The following is a 17,663-nucleotide window of genomic DNA, read 5'->3' on the forward strand; positions in this document are numbered from 1 at the left end:
ATATGTTAGACAGTAACACAGCAGCCGAGACATCACATCACCTGTATCCGCTAATTGGGGATTTAGGTTTGATATTAATGACAGCCGGCGTTGCTGTGTTATTGTTTAAAAAAATAAGGCAGCCCCTTGTTTTGGGCTACCTGATAGCCGGTTTCTTAGCCGGTCCGCACTTTCATTTTTTCCCTTCGGTAAAAGACACTCACAATGTAGAAGTCTGGGCAGAAATTGGGGTAATTATCCTCTTATTTAGCTTAGGACTCGAATTCAGCTTTAAAAAGCTTATGAAGGTGGGAGGTTCGGCATCTATTACCGCCGCCACCCAGATTACCTGTATGATAGGCCTCGGCTATCTTACCGGTCAGCTCCTCGGCTGGTCACAAATGGACAGCATCTTTCTGGGTGCTATACTCTCCATATCATCAACAACTATTATTATCCGTGCTTTTGAAGAACTCGGCGTTAAAAGCCAAAAGTTTGCAGGCATTGTTTTCGGTACGCTTATCGTAGAAGACATTGTAGCCATATTGCTGCTTGTATTGCTTTCTACCATAGCGGTAAGCCAGCAGTTCTCGGGTATAGAGTTACTGGAATCGGCATTGAAACTGGTTTTTTTCCTCATATTATGGTTTGTGTCAGGTATATTCTTTATCCCTACACTGCTCAGGAAAGCCAAAAATCTACTTAACGACGAAACCATGCTTATCGTTTCGCTGGCGTTATGCCTTATGATGGTTATACTGGCTACAAAAGCAGGCTTCTCTCCTGCCCTTGGTGCTTTCATCATGGGGTCTATTATTGCCGAAACAACTAAAGCAGAACGCATAGAACACCTTGTAAAACCTGTAAAAGATTTATTCGGGGCTGTATTCTTTGTATCGGTGGGTATGCTAATTAACCCTGATACACTTGCAGAATACTGGCTTCCTGTACTTATAATTACCATGGTAACAATAGTTGGTAAATCAATGTCTACCACTCTGGGATCATTAATATCAGGACAACCTTTAAAACAATCGGTACAGGCAGGTGTGAGCCTTGCACAGATAGGTGAATTCTCTTTTATTATCGCCACACTGGGTACATCGCTAAAAGTAACAAGCGAATTTCTGTACCCCATTATCGTAGCAATTTCTGCGGTGACAACCTTTACAACGCCTTTCCTTATAAAATCCTCAGGAACAATTTATAAAGTACTTGAAAAGATACTTCCGGAACGCGTATTGAAAAAAATTGAAGATTACAGTTATAGTACACAGACTATTAAATCTGAAAGCAGCTGGAAAATATTCCTTAAAGCTAACGTTACCCAAATCGTTATTCACTCGGTGATAATACTTGGCGTAATATTACTGGCATCAAACTACATTATACCGGATTCAGGCGATTCACAATGGGATCATATCCTCATCACAGGTATTATGTTCGTGATAATATCGCCTTTCCTTTGGGCTCTTGCCCTGCGAAGGGTTGCCGCTAAAGCAATGGAAGATATCAGAAGAAACAGGAAATACAGAGGCCCTGTAACCTTCATTCTGTTTATAAGGATATGCCTGGCACTATTTTACCTGGGGTTACTGTTGAATAGCTTCCTATCGCCAATTGTAGCACTATCTGCACTGGCCATTATGATTATTGCGGGTATAGCATTCCCTAAAAAACTGCAACAGGTATATTACTATCTCGAAAATCACTTTATAAAAAACCTCAACAGCAGGGAGATATCCGAAAGGATACGAAAAAAGAGCGAGCTTACCCCATGGGATGGACACATGGCAATTTTTGAAATTCCGTCAGAAAGCAATATAGCAGGTAAAACACTGAATGACTTACAGCTACGGGAAGAAATAGGCATCAATATTGCCATTATAAAACGTGGTGAAAAGACTATAAATGTTCCGCCCCGTAATGAGGTAGTATATCCTAAAGATATTTTATATGTTATTGGAACGGATGAACAGATAAAAGTGTTTGAAAGTTACCTTGACAAAAGCCGTGAAACCGCTACTCCAACTGCTTCGGAAGTTGTACTTCAGAAAATACTGCTTACCAGCGATGCTATTGTTGGCAAAAGTATAAGGGATGCACAGCTTAGGGAAAAAACCAACGGACTTGTAGTTGGTATTGAGCGTAATAATGAAAGGATATTGAACCCTGAATCGCACACGCTCCTAAAAAAGAACGATATTGTATGGCTTGTTGGCGACAAGCAATTAATAAATCAGTATTGTAAATAGTATGAATGTATGGCGAATAAGATATTAATCATTTTTGCACACCCATTGTTTGAGAAATCAAACGCTAATACTGCGCTTGTAAACAGCATACCCAATTCGCCTAATATCACTTTTCACGACCTGTACCAGGAATATCCTGATTTTGACATTGATATGAAGCGCGAACAGGAACTGCTAATGCTTCATGACATTGTTGTCTGGCATCATCCTATGTATTGGTACAGCTGCCCACCGCTTTTGAAGCAGTGGATAGACATTGTACTGGAACATGGCTGGGCATACGGAAAAGAAGGTTTTGCACTTAAAGGCAAAATTTTGCTGCAAGCCATTACTACGGGTGGAAAAAAAGAGAATTACAGCCCAATGGGCCGCGAACACTTTACAATACCTCAGCTATTAGAGCCTTTCTGCCAGACGGCGAAAGTATGCAACATGATATACCTGCCGCCTTTTGTTATACATGGCACACACGCCATGAACGAAGCAGGTTACAAAAAAAATGCTGACTTATACTCGCATGCGCTTCATTATCTCGAAAACCAGCCATTAAACGTTGCAGAGGTGGCGCAATTTCACTATTTTAACGACTGGCTTAAAACTAAACTGGTATAACACATGCAAGAAGGTTTCTTTTTCCAGGCTATAATATATCTTGCCGCAGCTGTTATATGCGTGCCTATTGCCAAAAAAATAGGCCTTAGCTCTATATTGGGCTATCTGTTTGCGGGAATCATCATCGGGCCGTATGTACTTGGCTTTATCGGTCAGGAGGGTCAGGATATCATGCACTTTGCCGAATTTGGCGTTATAATGATGCTATTCGTTATTGGACTAGAACTCGATCCTGATAAGTTTTGGCGCATGCGGCGACTCATTGTAGGTATGGGTATGCTGCAGGTAGTAGGTACTGCTGCCGTACTTTTCATAGCATGCTCCATAGTGTTGCGATGGGAGTGGCGCGCCACCCTTATCATATCGCTTGCGCTTACGTTATCATCCACCGCTATTGTAATGCAGACCTTAAAAGAAAAAGGACTCACTAACACTTCTATGGGGCGTTCGTCTTTTAGCATACTCTTATTTCAGGATATAGCGGTAATCCCTATTATGGCAATATTGCCACTACTGGCACATGGTGCTATTGAGAACGAAGGCATTAACCAATCCCTTATCACTGATTTGGATGGATGGTTGCAAACTGTTATCGTACTGGGCACCATTGTTCTTGTCTATTTCAGCGGACGCTTTCTTATCGTTCCATTATTACATATCGTTGCCAAAACAAGGTTACAGGAATTATTCACCGCTTCTGCACTGCTTTTGGTTATGGGTGTATCGTACGTTATGCAGATCGTTGGGTTGAGCCCGGCACTGGGTGCGTTCATGGCAGGACTTGTATTAGCCAACAGCGAATTTAGGCACGAACTTGAGGGCGATATCGCGCCGTTTAAAGGATTACTCTTAGGATTGTTTTTTATAGGAGTTGGAGCCTCTATTAACTTTCAGCTTATTATGGCCGATCCTGCCTTTATTATAGTATTTACAACCATATTCAACAGTATAAAATTCTTTGTACTGCTTGTTGTAGGGAAGATATACAAAAAGAGTTCCGACCAAAACCTGCTTTTCTCCTTTGCATTAAGCCAGGCTGGGGAATTCGGTTTCGTAATATTAGGCTTTGCCATACAGCTTAACCTTATCCAAAGCATTCTTGCCAACCAGATGATGGCTGTTATTGCCATTAGTATGATAGGTACGCCTTTCTTACTGCTTATCAACGAAAAGTGGATAGACCCCTACTTTGGCGTAAAGGAAAAACAATCGAAAAAGAAATTTGATAAGATAGACGAGCAGAATGATGTTATTATTGCCGGTTTCGGAAATTTCGGAAGCACAATTGTGCGTTTACTAAAAACCAATGGTATACTGGCTACCGTATTGGATATGGACTCTGACAGGGTTGATTCACTCCGAAAAATGGGCTTTAAGGTATATTATGGTGATGCCTCACGCCTTGAACTGCTAAAGGCAGCGGGTTGCGAGAACGCCAAACTATTTATAGCCGCGATAGATAACCCCCGTGTAAATCTTGAAGTAGTAGAAATGATCAAGAAACACTTCCCTAACCTAAAAATACTTGCCCGTGCCCGTAACCGAAGCGACGCGTTTGAATTGGTCGACATGGGTGTAAAAGATTTTTACAGGGAAAATATGTATAGTGCCGTTCACCTAGGTGTAGATGCCCTGGTAGAGATGGGACACAGGCGCTACACTGCCACAAGGCAGGGACAACGTTTTATTAAATATGACGAAGAGTCTATTTTAAGGCTGGCACAGAAAAGACACGATAAAAAAGCTTTCCTTATGTCTACCCTTGAAGAGATAGAACTACAGGAGCAACTGCTTCGTAACGACTTATACGCGCAGCTTGGTGCTAACGATCATGCCTGGGAAAGTGCCGAACTTAAGAAGGAACAGCAAGGCGATGTAGATGCCGTTACTGACGATTTTTAAAAACTATAAAACGTAAAAAAGGCATAAGACCGAAGCTTTGCAGCTACTGACTTACGCCTTTTCATTTACTATGTATGTCTTCGGACTTCCGACCTTAGACTTTAAAACTTATCTTGAATAATTTGGAGCCTCTTTTGTTATTGTTACATTGTGAGGGTGGCTTTCTGCGATACCACTTGATGTAAGGCGAACAAAACGGCTGCTTTCCTGTAGTGTAGGGATGTCTTTAGCACCACAATATCCCATACCTGCACGAAGGCCTCCAACAAACTGAAGCATGCTTTCAAAAAGCTCTCCTTTGTAAGGTACACGCCCTACGATACCTTCCGGAACCAGTTTTTTAACATCGTCCTCAACATCCTGGAAGTAACGGTCTTTAGAACCTTCTTTCATAGCTTCTACAGAACCCATACCACGGTATGATTTGAATTTTCTTCCTTCAAAGATGATAGTTTCTCCCGGAGACTCTTTAGTACCGGCAAGAAGTGAGCCTAGCATTACACAGTCAGCTCCGGCAGCAAGTGCTTTAGGAATATCACCGGTGTAACGGATACCACCATCTGCAATTACAGGAACACCAGTGCCTTTAAGGGCAGCAGCAACTTCAAGAACCGCAGAGAACTGAGGGAAACCAACACCTGCAACAACACGGGTTGTACAGATAGAACCCGGACCAATACCAACTTTTACAGCATCAGCACCATTTTCTGCAAGGTAAAGTGCAGCCTCCGGCGTTGCGATGTTACCAACAACAACGTCAAGTTCAGGAAACCTTGCTTTTACTTCTTTAAGAACTGTTATCACACCTTTAGTGTGTCCGTGAGCCGTATCAATAATAACAGCATCAACACCTGCATTTACAAGAGCTTCAGCACGCTGAACAGCATCGGCAGTAACCCCAAGGGCAGCTGCAACACGTAGCCTTCCGAATTTATCTTTGTTAGCAATAGGCTTTTGGGTAAGTTTTGTTATATCCCTGAAAGTGATCAGGCCAACCAGTTTATAATCTGCATTAACAACCGGTAATTTTTCGATTTTATTTTTCTGAAGAATACCTTCTGCAACCTGAAGCGTAGTACCTTCAGCAGCAGTAACAAGGTTTTCAGTTGTCATTACTTCAAGTATAGAACGGTTGTTATCTTTTTCGAACCTAAGGTCACGGTTAGTAACAATACCTTTTAGTATACCATCTGCATCAACTACAGGAATACCACCAATACCATACTCGCGCATAACATTTTTAGCATCACCTACGTTAGAAGTTAAAGGAAGCGTTACAGGATCTATGATCATTCCTGACTCTGCCCTTTTTACTTTACGAACCTCAGTTGCCTGCTGCTCGATTGTCATATTTTTGTGTAAAACGCCTATTCCACCTTCGCGTGCCATAGCAATTGCCATCGCACTTTCGGTAACAGTATCCATAGCTGCAGATACAATAGGAACGTTTAGCATTATGTTTCTTGAAAATTTAGACTGAATGCTAACTTCGCGTGGTAATATTTCGGAGTAGTTAGGAACTAGCAGGACATCATCGTAAGTAAGACCTTCGCCGATGATTTTATTAGTGTGTGCTTTCATGCTGCAATTTGTAGTTAAATTGCGTGCAAATATAACACTTTTTAACGTAATACCCAAATGGGCATTTGATAATATAAATTTATGTTAAGATAGACAATATTTATATTATTTTCGCAAGCAATTACAAAACGGCCTTATTATGGATAACTTAAAACAAAGGTTGAGATATATTATGCCTTCATATATAATTATATGTTTAGGTTTAACAATCGGTTACGCGTTATTTTATTGGTATTGGATATTTAATGCGGGGAATAAAGATATTGATGTTACTATATATGATATTCTTATTCCTATACTGCTTCCGGGTATACCGGTATTGGTCTTTTTAAGGCCTAAATTTAAGCAGTTAATAATGAAAAAAGAAAAGCAAAACATGATCTACGTTATGTTTGCCTGGATTCTATTAATGTGGCCATTGCTATGTGTAGTTTACTTTGTGGACATCAAATCGGGTGGTGTCACCACATTAAATACTATTGATATTACTACAAAAACAGAGAATACGTGGTTTTATAAGATACCCACTTTTGATACTGACAATAGAATGGCTAATTATGATTATACGGTATCTGAATATGGCAAAAAATATAACAGAAGCCTAGCTCTAGACATATATTTTGTAGCGCCTATTATAACAAAAGGTCAAATGTACGCTTCTGACTTTAAATATAAATATTGGATAAGTGAAAATTACCACCTTAGTAGAAGAAAGAACAGCAGCGACGAAGTAATTCTTGGTGAATTTCAGGAATTTACTAAAAAATCGGCTGAAGATTTTTATAGTGGTAATAGCCTTGTAAACATAGATCACTTTGAGAAAATGCAAATTGACGGGCCCAGAGACACAAGCCTGGCGGCAGCTAAAAAAATAGCCCCAAATAATATTGCGGAAAGTCCGGTATTCTTAATGCCTGAAACCAGAACTATGGCAGAAAGAAGTAATTATTATTTATTACTAACGCTTGGTGGCTTAATTGGTAACATTATTGCCTTTGTACTTCTTCTTCTAATTCCGAAATTCAAAGGCATTCCTGCAAAACCGGATGAGTTTAGTGAAACTCGCCAAAAAGTTTAGTTGCTTCGTTATAAGCACTTTCAAAACTTATTGGGTGCATATTAGTATCTGCTTTATTTGCTGTGAAATAAGAAAGTAAACGTTCGGTAGGCATATTGCCCGTAAGATCATCTTTTGCCATTGGGCATCCGCCGAAACCCTGTATAGCACCGTCAAAACGTTTGCAGCCTGCTTTATAAGCAGCATCTACTTTTTCAAACCATTTATCGGGAGTGGTATGTAGGTGCGCTCCAAATTCAATACCAGGGTATTTAGGGATCAGGTTTGCAAAAAGGTAATCGATAACATCGGGTGTAGAGCTTCCTACGGTATCGCTTAGAGAAAGTATCTTCACGCCCATAGCAGCCAGTTTCTCTGTCCACTCTCCTACTATCTCTACATTCCAGGGGTCACCGTACGGATTACCAAAGCCCATAGAAAGATAAGCAACTACTTCTTTATTAGAAGAATCGGCGATGTTTAGAATTTCCTGAAGCGTAACTATAGATTCGGCGATAGTTTTATGGGTATTACGCATCTGGAAGTTCTCTGAAATAGAGAAAGGATAACCTAGATAACGTATTTCGGCATGCTGGGCAGCAAGCTGTGCACCCTGCGTATTGGCAATAATTGCCAGTAATTTACTTTGTGTTGAAGAAAGATCAAGACCTGCCAAAACCTCAGCCGTATCCTGCATTTGCGGAATAGCCTTTGGCGACACAAAACTGCCAAAATCGATAGTATCATACCCTATTCGTAAAAGCGACTGGATATAATCTATTTTTTTCTTTGTAGGTATAAATGCCTTGATGCCTTGCATAGCATCTCTGGGACATTCTATAATTTTAATCTTTTCCATAAAGGTTCAAAGATAATAAGATTTGGCTGTTTACGAAAACGTTTTCTTTAAGGAGTTGCTTAAGTTTCTTAGGAACTCAGGTACTGAGGTATCCCCTGCACCAATCTATTTCCAACTTAAAACCTAAAAATTCAACAACTTAGCAACTAAGAACCTTTTAAGAGGCGCTTATTAATATCCTTTATTAAGCCGGGACCTTCGTAAATAAAACCTGTATACAATTGAATAAGGCTTGCACCTGCTTCAAGTTTCTCTATAGCATCTTCGGGAGTATGTATACCTCCTACTCCAATAATAGGGAATGATTTATTACTCTTCTCTGCAAGAAAACGGATAACCTCTGTAGACCGCTTAGTAAGCGGTTTACCGCTTAATCCTCCGGTTTCGTTTTTATCGGGAGATATAAGCCCTTCACGTGATATTGTCGTGTTGGTAGCAATAACGCCTGCAATTTTAGTCGTATTTACAATATCGATAATATCAAGCAACTGATCGTCGGTTAAATCAGGTGCAATCTTTAATAGTATCGGTTTTTGCTTTGGCTTTGCAGCGTTTTTATCCTGTAACGTTTGTAACAGCCTTGTCAGCGGCTCTTTATCCTGTAGTTCGCGTAGGTTTGGCGTATTAGGCGAGCTTACGTTCACCACAAAATAATCTACATGGTCATAAAGTGCATCAAAACAAATCTCGTAATCGCTTACGGCATCTTCGTTTGGCGTAACCTTGTTCTTACCTATATTACCACCTATCAGCACATGGCCTTTGACTTTAGGATTCTTTTTAAGGCGCTCTACAGCGGCTTCAACGCCACCATTATTAAAGCCCATACGGTTAATAATAGCACTATCCTGCCTAAGCCTGAACGATCTTTTTTTAGGGTTACCATCCTGCGCTTTTGGAGTAAGTGTACCAATCTCTATAAAACCAAATCCAAGATCTGAAAACTCCTTAAACATCTTCGCATCTTTATCCATACCTGCAGCAAGGCCCACAGGATTTTTGAATTTAAGTCCGAATACCTCACGCTCAAGACGCGGATCTTTTACTTCGTAGATAGACCTGAACAACGCGGGAAACCCCGGAATGCTATCTAAAAATCGTATCGACGAAAATGTAAAATGATGTATTTTTTCCGGATCAAAACGGAACAGTATCGGCCTTATTAAGGATTTGTACATAGGAGATGGTTTGGGTGCAAATTTAATACTATACTCGAAATATTACATTATAATTAAAATTAAACTATAAAAAGTTACATAAACTTGATATTACCTTGCATATGTCAATTCATGATTTCAAAAATCTGAAACAAACCCGGAAAAAGCTCATAGATAATTCTTACATTTAATATTCTATTCATGCGCGTACAAATTATGCAGAAGAGGTAATTAAAAAATGCATCAGCAAAAAATAAATATGATTCTAAAAGATATTTTCACAAACCTTGTTAGTAAGTATTCGCAGAAGGATATTTTTGAAAAATTATGGCTTGACGTTGAAAAGCACTATTCGCTACCTAAAAGATACTATCATACATTACAACATTTAGAAAACCTGTATACCCAACTGGAATCCTGCCGGGAACAGATTACCGACCTGGACACTGTATTGTTTTCATTATTCTACCATGACATTATTTATAAAGCCACGTCAAAAGATAACGAGGAAAAAAGTGCCCTTATGGCTATAAAAGTGCTTCAGGAAATTAATTATCCTAAAGAAAAGATACGGCTTTGCGGAGAACAGATACTGGCTACTAAGGATCATACAGTTAGCACTGATAACGACACTAATCTCTTTACCGATGCCGACCTTTCTATTCTTGGCAGCGATTGGAATTCATACTTTGACTACAGCAAGCAAATTCGAAAGGAATATTCCATCTACCCTGATTTTATGTACAACCCCGGAAGAATAAAAGTAATACAGTATTTTCTTGGCATGGAATCTATATTCAAAACACCGCAGTTTACACATAAGTTCGAAAAACAGGCACGTGAAAATTTAATGAACGAACTTGAGCTTCTTAAATAAATTTTAACACCCGTTTAATTATCTTTGGTTAAGGCTCCAACCGAAAAATCAACTTACTATGTCTGGCAGAAAAGACACAAACACCATTCCTGATTTCCTTACTTCAGAAGGCCAGTTAGGCGAAATGATTCGCAACTTTAATTGGGCTTCCACTTCGCTAGGGCCTATATCGCAATGGCCGCAGAGTTTGAAGACCACTATTAACCTAATGCTGAATTCCAAAAACCCGATATGGATTGGATGGGGATCGGAAAATACCTTTCTATATAACGATGCCTACATCGACGTTCTGGGTATAGATAAGCACGATTGGGCACTGGGGCAGCCTGCATCTGTTGTCTGGGAAGAAATATGGGATATTTGCGGGCCTTTATCAGACAAGGTTTATAATGAAAGTCTATCTACCAATAATGATGATGTGCAGCTTTTCATGCAAAGGGGTGATTTTCTGGAAGAAGTTTTTTACTCTTTCTCGTACAGCCCAATATTTGACGAATTTGGAAAAGTAGCCGGACTTTTTTGTCCCAATTTTGAAACAACAGCTAAACTACTTAACGCGAGGCGAAGTCGCACACTGTCTGAACTTGCTGCAAAATCGCTCATAGAAAAAACCATTGAAGCTGCGTTTGCATCTGCCGTAGCGACACTGGAAAAAAACAAAGAAGACGTACCATTTGCGCTGTTCTACCTTCTCGACGGATCAGGAAAAAAAGCTGCATTAGTGCAGCATGCAGGTATCGAGTTAGAAACAATTTCAATATTCCCGGCTCAGTTTAAAATAAGTGATAGCAATAGTTTATCGGAGGTTTTAAAAAACGGGAAACCACAAATAGTAAGCCTTAAAGAAAACCCCAACCTTATAACAGGACAGGCAGGCAAGCCGGTCAATAACGCAATTGCATTATTACTTACAACAACAGTAGGTAAACCTGCCGGCGTTTTAGTATGCGGAATTAACCCTACCCGAAGACTGGATAGTGATTATGTTGCTTTTTACGAAACGGTCGCTGCACATATTTCTGCAGCGATACAAAATGTAACAGCTATAGAAAATGAGCGCAAACGACTTGAGGAACTTGCTAAAATAGATCGTTCTAAAACCGCATTCTTCAGTAATATAAGCCATGAGTTCAGGACCCCGCTGACACTTATGCTTGGCCCTTTGGAAGAACTACTGCAAAGGGAAAACTTAAACGAAGAGGATAAAGAAACTATTAACACAACCCACCGTAATGCATTGCGATTACTGAAACTAGTAAATACATTACTTGACTTCAGCCTAATGGAAAGTGGAAGGCTAAAGGCAAAATTTACTCCTGTGAATATGGCAGCTGTAACCGAAAACCTTGCAGGGAATTTCAGAGCCATAATCGAAAAAGCAGGCCTTAGATTAATTGTTACCGCATCGCCGCTTAGCGAAAAGGTATACCTCGACAATGAGATGTGGGAGAAGATTGTCTTTAACCTTCTTTCAAACGCATTTAAATATACGCTTCAGGGAAGTATCACGGTGTCAATAACTGAAGAAAGTGATAAAGCTGTACTTAAGGTTGCCGACACAGGGGTTGGTATACCTCAAAATGAAATACCAAATATGTTTACGCGCTTTCACCGTATAAGAAATACTACCGGAAGAAGCTTTGAAGGATCGGGTATTGGCCTTTCTATGATTAAAGAACTTATTCAGCAACATGGTGGTACCATTAGCGTCGAAAGCACCGAGGGCATTGGAAGTACTTTTACGGTTACAATTCCGTTTGGAAAAGAACACCTTGCAGAAGACGCTATAACCGAAAGTTCATTAGATACTAACGATATGATTTCCGGGCATTTTCTTCGTGAAGCCGATGCCATGGTAAATGGAGAGAAGGCTGACAATAAGAAAAATTTAAGCGTAAACAACAGCAATCGCGAAAAGATACTTATTGTTGACGACAATATGGATATGAGGAAGCATTTAACCTCTATCCTTGAAAATGACTATACAATTATTTCTGCCACTAATGGACAGGAAGCTCTGGACACTATCCGCCAAATAAAACCTTCGCTTATTGTAAGCGATGTAATGATGCCCGTTATGGACGGAATAGAATTACTTAAGGAAATAAAACAAGATGAGGATATAGCCCACATACCTGTTATACTACTTACAGCCCGTGCCGGGGAAGAATCGCGGATTGAGGGTTATGAAACCGGAGCGGATGATTATCTGGTAAAACCATTTTCTGCTAAAGAAATACTGGCCAGGATTCGTTCTCAAATCAAAATTACAAAAGCAAGGGAAAGAGCATCTAAACAAATAAAGAACCTGTTTATGCAGGCACCTGTAGCCATTTGCATACTTCGCGGTGAAAACTTTATTGTAGAGATGGCAAATGAAAATATCCTTGAGTTATGGGCTAAACCGGCATCCTTAATGCTAAATAAGCCTCTACTTGAAGGGCTTCCTGAAGCGGGCGAACAAGGATATGGAAAGTTACTGGAAAAAGTATTTAAAACTGGGATTCCATATATAGATGAAGAATCACCGTTTTACTCTTTTACAAACGGCATCAAGAAGGAGGTTTATGTAAAATTCGTTTATCAACCTCTATATGAGGATGACGGTAAAATATCCGGCATAATGGTACTGGCACACGATATTACATTACAGGTTGTTTCACGTAAAAAAATTGAAGAAAGTGAAACAAAATTCCGTAACCTGATCCGACTTGCTCCTATTGGAATTGTGATCGTAAGGGGTAAAGATTTTGTGTTTGAGGTCAGTAACGATGTATACCTAAACATTCATAGTAAAAAAGCCGAAGATCTTATAGGCAACAGCATTTTTGATGTATTCCCTATTTACAGGGGCACGGGTATCGAAAAAGACCTTAACTATGTTAGAGATACAGGCAATACCGTGAACAATACAAGCAGAGCTGTTGTTTTTACAGAAAACGGAAAAACAATTACCCGTTATTTCACATCGGTTTACCAACCGTTAATAGAAAATAATAAAATTGAAGGCGTTGTTGCTGTTGTTACAGAAGTTACCGATCAATACCTTGCAGAAAAATTGAGGGAGCAAAACGAAAAAGATCTTCGCCTTATATTAGAAACCATGCCGCATATTACATTCAGGGCAGCTCCTGATGGTATGATCAATTATTATAACAATCGTTATTTCGATTATACAGGACTTACATTTGAACAGGCCAAAGGCATGGGCTGGAAAAATGTTATTCATCCTGATATGCTGGACGAAGTGTATTCAAGCTGGATGAGCTCTATAGGCAACGGCGAAGACTACAATCATTTCTTTTTAATGAAAAGGCGCGATGGTATTTATAGATGGCACATGGCACGAACAATTCCGCTACGTGATGACAAAGGTCAGATAACCGAATGGGTTGGAACACTTACAGACATCCATGAACAAAAAATGTTTGAGGAAGAACTTGAAGCGATAGTAAACGACAGGACTCAAAAATTAAATGCCACAAACAAACTATTGGGTCAAAAGAATATTGAACTGGAAAAGACCAATAAAGAGCTGGAATCTTTCAACTACGTTGCCAGCCACGATTTACAGGAGCCGCTACGCAAAATACAGACTTTTATAAGTATGATACGCGAATGGCACCTGGAAGGAGAAGCTGCCGAAAACTACATGACAAAAATATTTAATTCGGCAGGAAGAATGTCGCAGCTGATACAGGATGTACTTACGTACAGCCGAATTGCAGCCGAAGACCAATTTTCGCAAACAGATCTTAATACAATACTGGACTATGTATTTGCCGACTATGAATTGCTCATAGCCGAAAAAGGTGCTGTAATAGAAAAAGGTTACCTACCCGATGTAAAAGCAGTTCCGTTGCAAATTCACCAGTTGTTCTCCAATCTTGTAAGCAACGCATTAAAATACAGCAGTGAACATCCCGTAATTAAAATTTCAGGAGAAATGTCTACCCACCAGAATGCTGAAGGCAAAACAAAGAAATGCGTACAGATAACCTTCTCAGATAACGGTATCGGATTTGAAAATCAGTACAACGAACAGATATTTAAATTATTCCAGCGTTTGCATGGCAAAACCGAGTACAATGGTACAGGTATCGGGCTAAGTATTTGTAAAAAAATTATAGAACAGCACAAGGGCAGCATTACAGCACAATCGGCACCCGGTGAGGGCGCTACTTTCGTAATTAAACTTCCTGTTTAAACGCTGTATTGTGATTTGTAAACACGGTTAAAAAATAAATAAATCGTAAATTTGTGCTTCATTTTAAATCAAAATTAAAACATGCAGCATATTATAGACCGTTTTATCAGCTATGTTACTGTTGATACGGAATCTGATCCAAACTCTGAAACTACTCCAAGTACTGCAAAACAATGGGATCTTGCCAATAAGTTAGCTGAAGAGCTTAAAGCTATTGGTATGACCGATGTTACCATAGACGATCATTCGTATGTAATGGCTACCCTGCCATCTAACGTAGATCATGAAGTACCTGTAATTGGTTTTGTATCGCACTTTGATACGACTCCGGATTTTACAGGCGCGAACGTTAAGCCACAGATTATACCTAACTATGACGGTGGTGATATTATCCTGAACAAAGAGCTAAACATTGTACTTTCTCCTGGATATTTCAAAGATATGCTGCAATATAAGGGCCAGACGCTTATTACTACAGATGGCACTACCCTTCTTGGTGCTGATGATAAAGCCGGTATTACAGAGATTGTTACTGCAATGGAATATATGATTCAGCATCCTGAAATTAAGCACGGTAAGATACGTGTCTGCTTTACTCCGGATGAAGAGATCGGACGTGGGGCTGACCTGTTTGATGTAGCGAAATTTGGCGCTGAATGGGCTTACACTATGGATGGCAGCCAGATTGGAGAACTTGAATATGAGAACTTTAATGCTGCAGGAGCTAAAATTACCTTTAAAGGTATCAGTGTACACCCGGGCTATGCAAAAGGCAAAATGATAAACTCTATGCTTTTGGCGAACCAGTTCATTAGCCAGTTACCTGCCGGAGAAGTTCCTGAAAAAACGAAAGATTACGAAGGATTCTTCCATGTAGTAGGCATTACAGGAAGCATCGAAGAAACTACAGTACAGCTTATCATCCGTGACCACGACCGAACTAAGTTTGAGGAAAGAAAAGTAACGATCCAGACAATTACTGATGGAATTAACGCTGAATACCAAAAACAGTTTGGTGGCGATGTAGTTATACCTGAAATTAAAGATTACTACTATAACATGAAAGAAATGGTAGAGCCTGTAATGCACATTGTAGACATTGCAGAGAAAGCCATGAAAGAATTAGGTATCGAGCCTCTTATCAAACCTATTCGTGGCGGTACAGATGGTTCAAGGTTATCGTACATGGGGCTTCCTTGTCCGAATATATTTGCAGGTGGGCATAACTTCCACGGTAAATATGAGTACGTCCCTGTAGAGAGCATGCAGAAAGCTGTAGAAGTTATCGTTAAGATCGCCGAACTTACTGCTGAAAAGAAATAATTACCACCCTACAAGCTTATTGCTTGATGAGTATAAAAAAACCCAATCTTACGATTGGGTTTTTCTTTTTTATTTTGTCTCCGTTTTAAGAGGAGCATTTAATTTCTGGCTTAGTTCAAGCGATATTGCAGAACGCTCCATTTTAAGCTTTCCTGCCATCGTTTCTATCACAACAGAATCCTCAGCTAATTCAGATATCCTTCCGTGGATACCACTCTTAGTAATGATTTTGTCGCCTGTTTTTAAATTCCTTTCGAATTCTTTTTCATTTTTTTGCCTTTTCTGCTGAGGGCGTATCATTAAAAAATACACTACCACAAACATTAAAAGTATTGGTGCAAATTGTCCTAATTGTCCCATAGTAAATATTAGTGAGTTGCAGGTGTAACGCCAATTCCTCCGGCCGGAGCAGCAACGTTTGCCTTAAATTTAAGAACTTCTGAAGCTTTTTCAGTATTCACTGTTACAGTAACAGTTTTTTCCTGGTTACCGCTTTTACCTGTAGAATCAAAAATTACTTTGATATCTCCTGTAGCACCCGGTTTAATAGGCTCTTTAGTAAAATCAGGAACTGTACATCCGCAGCTTGGTTTCGCCTCGCTGATAACAAGATCTGCAGTACCTTCGTTAGTTACTTTAAATGTGTGCTCTACTTTTTCGCCTGCAGTGATAGTACCAAAATCATGTTCTGGGTTATCAAATTTAGCAACAGGAAGTGCTCCTGACTGTGCGTGTGCAACTTCAGCTTGTTTAGCTGTTTCATCATCTATGCGTAATGCTGCATTTTCTTTTTTACATGCTGTAAGCACTAAAGATGCTATGGCAAGCATAGCTGCTGTTTTTTTCAACATAACTTAAAAATTTAATCTGTTTTACATTAAACCTCTACCGGCTTTTATTAATTTATTATTGGCCTGATAATCTTTAACAAGGTTATCAAGTATTCCGTTTATAAAAATACTACTTTTTGGCGTAGAATATTCTTTGGCGATTTCAAGATATTCGTTGATCGTAACCTTAACAGGGATAGATGGGAACTTTAGGAATTCGCAAATAGCCATTTTAAGGATGATAGCATCAATCTCGGCAATACGCTCTGTATCCCAGTTTGGAGTTTTATCAATAAACTCCTTAGCCAGCTCTACATTATTAAGTACCGTTTTACGGAAAAGATCTTTTACAAAATCCTTATCATCGTGATCTTTATAAAGCCTTGGCACTCGGAATTCGTCTTTACCTTCCTGCGTGAGCTGTGTAAGCTGTTTAGCAATAAGCGTATTCACTACAGGAATATCGTCTACCCATGTAAGCTTATTATCTTCAAGGTACTCATACAATTTGTCGTTAGGCGCTACCACTTCTGTAAACAGGTTGGCTACAAAATCGCGGTCTTCCTCAAAACTGCTGGTTTTAGTGCTCATGTAGTTTTCATACACTTCGCTTTTCTTTACATCTTCAAGAAGCAGGAGAATATAATCATCATTATTTTTCCAGTTGTTTATATTACGGTCTGCCATAGCAATACTAAGCGGATTGCTTTCTGCAAGTAAATGTAATACCTGGTTATCGATGAATTTTTTGTTGGGATTGCGCTCTTCGGCAGTTGCAAGGTGTTTTTTAGACGATTTTTCTACAAAATCCTCTTCACTGTTTCTTAGCTCAACCAATGCGGAGAGCATAATAAGATACAGGTCTCGAATGTTTTCAATACTATTAAAAAGGAATTTCTCTTCCTTTTCAAGATTGTCTGAATCGTTTTGATGCATAGCATAAATTGACTGCATCACTTTAACCCGAATATGTCTTCTGTTTAACATTCGCCTATAAGAACTTTAAAAATTAAGGGAGCGAAAG

General features: G+C 39.5%; 13 protein-coding genes. 7 read left to right on the top strand and 6 right to left on the bottom strand.

All coding sequences use genetic code 11. From position 1 onward, the window contains the following. The first annotated feature begins 2 nt into the window (after window positions 1-2). The 3 genes from ALW18_04230 to ALW18_04240 are packed head-to-tail and all read left to right on the top strand — an operon-like array spanning window position 3 to window position 4,748. Window positions 3-2,234: a sodium:proton antiporter gene (locus ALW18_04230; GenBank protein AOE51792.1), complete on the top strand. Its 2,232-nt coding sequence runs from the start codon at window positions 3-5 to the stop codon at window positions 2,232-2,234. A 9-nt stretch (window positions 2,235-2,243) separates the two neighbouring features. After that, window positions 2,244-2,846, top strand: a complete 603-nt coding sequence (locus ALW18_04235) for an NAD(P)H oxidoreductase (GenBank protein AOE51793.1) — start codon at window positions 2,244-2,246, stop codon at window positions 2,844-2,846. Window positions 2,847-2,849: 3 nt separating this feature from the next. Next, window positions 2,850-4,748 (top strand): potassium transporter, encoded by a 1,899-nt coding sequence (locus ALW18_04240; GenBank protein ID AOE51794.1) that lies wholly within the window; start codon window positions 2,850-2,852, stop codon window positions 4,746-4,748. 108 nt (window positions 4,749-4,856) lie between these two features. Here the strand turns inward: ALW18_04240 and ALW18_04245 are convergent, their stop codons facing one another. Beyond that, a complete protein-coding gene (locus ALW18_04245; GenBank protein AOE51795.1) occupies window positions 4,857-6,329 on the bottom strand; it encodes an inosine-5-monophosphate dehydrogenase in 1,473 nt (490 codons plus the stop codon). Between the two features lie 139 nt (window positions 6,330-6,468). Here ALW18_04245 and ALW18_04250 point away from each other — a divergent pair, with 139 nt between their 5' ends. Further along, window positions 6,469-7,407 carry a hypothetical protein gene (locus ALW18_04250; GenBank protein AOE51796.1) on the top strand — a complete coding sequence of 313 codons (939 nt, stop codon included), beginning with the start codon at window positions 6,469-6,471 and terminating at the stop codon, window positions 7,405-7,407. Here the strand turns inward: ALW18_04250 and ALW18_04255 are convergent. Together ALW18_04255 and ALW18_04260 are read right to left on the bottom strand one after the other, a co-directional pair. Beyond that, entirely contained in the window at window positions 7,382-8,245 is an 864-nt protein-coding gene (locus tag ALW18_04255) for a hydroxymethylglutaryl-CoA lyase (protein ID AOE51797.1), read from the bottom strand. The two genes, ALW18_04250 and ALW18_04255, sit on opposite strands and share 26 nt — an antisense overlap. Before the next feature lie 146 nt (window positions 8,246-8,391). Then, window positions 8,392-9,423: a dihydroorotate dehydrogenase gene (locus ALW18_04260; GenBank protein ID AOE51798.1), complete on the bottom strand. Its 1,032-nt coding sequence runs from the start codon at window positions 9,421-9,423 to the stop codon at window positions 8,392-8,394. Window positions 9,424-9,655: 232 nt separating this feature from the next. Here ALW18_04260 and ALW18_04265 point away from each other — a divergent pair, with 232 nt between their 5' ends. From ALW18_04265 to ALW18_04275, 3 genes are all read left to right on the top strand, one after another. Beyond that, complete coding sequence (locus tag ALW18_04265; protein ID AOE54304.1) at window positions 9,656-10,279, top strand: hypothetical protein; 624 nt, start codon at window positions 9,656-9,658, stop codon at window positions 10,277-10,279. 58 nt (window positions 10,280-10,337) lie between these two features. After that, entirely contained in the window at window positions 10,338-14,486 is a 4,149-nt protein-coding gene (locus ALW18_04270) for a hypothetical protein (protein AOE51799.1), read from the top strand. A gap of 81 nt (window positions 14,487-14,567) precedes the next feature. Next, a complete protein-coding gene (locus ALW18_04275) occupies window positions 14,568-15,809 on the top strand; it encodes a peptidase T (protein AOE51800.1) in 1,242 nt (413 codons plus the stop codon). Between the two features lie 69 nt (window positions 15,810-15,878). Here ALW18_04275 and ALW18_04280 read toward each other — a convergent pair whose 3' ends face one another. Genes ALW18_04280 through ALW18_04290 form a run of 3 tightly spaced genes read right to left on the bottom strand, consistent with a single transcriptional unit; the run spans window position 15,879 to window position 17,593 of the window. Continuing rightward, window positions 15,879-16,169, bottom strand: a complete 291-nt coding sequence (locus ALW18_04280) for a hypothetical protein (protein AOE51801.1) — start codon at window positions 16,167-16,169, stop codon at window positions 15,879-15,881. A gap of 8 nt (window positions 16,170-16,177) precedes the next feature. Next, the gene (locus ALW18_04285; GenBank protein AOE51802.1) at window positions 16,178-16,660 is read right to left on the bottom strand and encodes a hypothetical protein; all 483 of its coding nucleotides are present in this window, start codon (window positions 16,658-16,660) and stop codon (window positions 16,178-16,180) included. Window positions 16,661-16,681: 21 nt separating this feature from the next. Further along, entirely contained in the window at window positions 16,682-17,593 is a 912-nt protein-coding gene (locus ALW18_04290) for an antitermination protein NusB (GenBank protein AOE54305.1), read from the bottom strand. Window positions 17,594-17,663 lie beyond the last annotated feature (70 nt).

The sequence above is a fragment of the Flavobacterium psychrophilum genome (genome assembly GCA_001708385.1).
Lineage (GTDB): Bacteria > Bacteroidota > Bacteroidia > Flavobacteriales > Flavobacteriaceae > Flavobacterium > Flavobacterium psychrophilum_A.

Excerpts from the sequence above, each read along its gene's own strand:
- ALW18_04230 (AOE51792.1), top strand. The coding sequence starts at position 3 with ATGTTAGACAGTAACACAGCAGCCGAGACATCACATCACCTGTATCCG.
- ALW18_04235 (AOE51793.1), top strand. The coding sequence starts at position 2,244 with ATGGCGAATAAGATATTAATCATTTTTGCACACCCATTGTTTGAGAAA.
- ALW18_04240 (AOE51794.1), top strand. The coding sequence starts at position 2,850 with ATGCAAGAAGGTTTCTTTTTCCAGGCTATAATATATCTTGCCGCAGCT.
- ALW18_04245 (AOE51795.1), bottom strand. The coding sequence starts at position 6,329 with ATGAAAGCACACACTAATAAAATCATCGGCGAAGGTCTTACTTACGAT.
- ALW18_04250 (AOE51796.1), top strand. The coding sequence starts at position 6,469 with ATGGATAACTTAAAACAAAGGTTGAGATATATTATGCCTTCATATATA.
- ALW18_04255 (AOE51797.1), bottom strand. The coding sequence starts at position 8,245 with ATGGAAAAGATTAAAATTATAGAATGTCCCAGAGATGCTATGCAAGGC.
- ALW18_04260 (AOE51798.1), bottom strand. The coding sequence starts at position 9,423 with ATGTACAAATCCTTAATAAGGCCGATACTGTTCCGTTTTGATCCGGAA.
- ALW18_04270 (AOE51799.1), top strand. The coding sequence starts at position 10,338 with ATGTCTGGCAGAAAAGACACAAACACCATTCCTGATTTCCTTACTTCA.
- ALW18_04275 (AOE51800.1), top strand. The coding sequence starts at position 14,568 with ATGCAGCATATTATAGACCGTTTTATCAGCTATGTTACTGTTGATACG.
- ALW18_04280 (AOE51801.1), bottom strand. The coding sequence starts at position 16,169 with ATGGGACAATTAGGACAATTTGCACCAATACTTTTAATGTTTGTGGTA.
- ALW18_04285 (AOE51802.1), bottom strand. The coding sequence starts at position 16,660 with ATGTTGAAAAAAACAGCAGCTATGCTTGCCATAGCATCTTTAGTGCTT.
- ALW18_04290 (AOE54305.1), bottom strand. The coding sequence starts at position 17,593 with ATGCAGTCAATTTATGCTATGCATCAAAACGATTCAGACAATCTTGAA.